Here is a 1,657-nt window from a genome sequence, read left to right as displayed (position 1 = left end):
CGATGCCTGTCAAGCTTGTTGGAACCTGGAATCAGGCGGCTTCTAATCGCTGATCGCGTTGAACCAGCGGGTCTTCCTGGTCCGGGTTCAGCCAGACCGTCCGGCGCGGTGACCAGTTGCGGGTGGCACCGCTCCACCGCCCCGGGTGTTGTCGTTTCGCCTCGGCATAGATGGCGTCTCGCCTTGCCAGCACCTCGTCATCCTGGCCGGCATGCCGCTCAACCGGGGTAACAAATCGTATGGCGCTGTGGCGATGCTCGTGGTTGTACCAGCGCACGAAGCCAGTCACCCACTGCTGCGCCGCTGACAGGCTCTCGTAGCCGTCCGCCGGGTAGTCGGGCCGGTACTTACAGGTCCTGAACAGTGACTCCGAGAACGCGTTGTCATTGGAGACCCGGGGGCGGCTGTATGACGGGGTGATGTTCAGTCGCTGCAGTGTCGCTTGGAGCGTCGACCCCTTCATAGCGGAGCCGTTGTCGGCGTGTAATACCAGTGGCTGGTTGGTGCAGCCCTCGCGCAGCACGGCGCGCTGGATGACCTCGCTGCTGTTGGCCATGGACTCCTGGTCGAAGACCTCGGCATCGACGATCTTGCGGCTGTAGATGTCGACGATCATGTAGAGGTAGTAGAACTGCCCACGCACCTGGGTCGGTAAGTACGTCACATCCCAGCTCCAACAGGCATTGGGACGTGTCACGCGGTGTCGCTGTGGGTCGCCCTTGGGGCGTGGGGCACGAGCACGGCCACGATGGTGCTGCTCGCCATGCTCCCGGAGGATGCGGTAGTAGCTGGACTCTGACGCCACGTAGAGGCCTTCCTCGTCCAGCAGCCGCGGCACGATCTGCCCGGGCGGCAGGCTGGCAAACTCGGGACGATGGCAAATCTCCAGCACCTGCTGACGCTCCTCAGGCGACAGGGCATGGCGCGGGACAGGCCGCACGGCCTGTGGTCGCCGATCCTGATCACCCCGTACCCAGCGGCGGTAGGTGTTGGTGCCGATGCCAAGCTCCGCACATGCGGCCTGCAGACGGGCTCCCTTGGCACGAGTCTCATCGATCAGCTGTACGGCGTCCTGGCGATCTGAAGTGCTGATCATTCGTCCTCGTCCCCCCAGATCGCTCGGGCCTTTTTTCTCAACGCCAGCAGCGCCGCGGTTTCCACAAGCGCGGCCTCCTTGCGGCGGAGCTCACGTTTGAGCTCCTTGTTCTCCTGGCGCTCCGCCTTGCGAGCTTCACTCTGCTGTTTCGAGGCGGCATCGCTCCGGTCGTTGGCGCCTTCGCAACTCGCCCGCCAGCGCTGGATCTGCTCAGTATAGAGGCCGCGCTGCCGGCAGTACTCGGCACGCTCGGCCTCGCTGAGGGCCGCCGTCTCCAGCACGGCGTGGAACTTGTCTTGCGAGCTCCAGCCCTCGGGATCATCGCTCTGGTCAGGCAGCAAACGGCCCGCTTGCCGAGCTTTCTTGCGCCAGTGGTACAGCGTCGCAGCGGAGATGCCTTCTTCCTGGGCCACCTCCGCCACCGTACGGTTATGCGGCGGGAGCAGCTTCTTGAGGATGGCTTCTCGGCGCTCGTCGGAGTACTTCATCGGAACCTCGTCACGCCCCACATGGTTCAGAGTCTAACAGCCGCTGAGGCTCCATCTAGCTTGACAGTGGGGG

At 64.1% G+C, this 1,657-nt stretch carries 1 pseudogene; it reads right to left on the bottom strand.

What is annotated here, in order from left to right:
• Positions 1–31: 31 nt before the first annotated feature.
• Positions 32–1,584: pseudogene (locus KZO25_RS19810) on the bottom strand (IS3 family transposase).
• Positions 1,585–1,657 lie beyond the last annotated feature (73 nt).

It is taken from the genome of Halomonas sp. ANAO-440 (genome assembly GCF_019915905.1).
GTDB lineage: Bacteria > Pseudomonadota > Gammaproteobacteria > Pseudomonadales > Halomonadaceae > Halomonas > Halomonas chromatireducens.
This window is presented reverse-complemented; position numbering and strand designations above follow the sequence as displayed.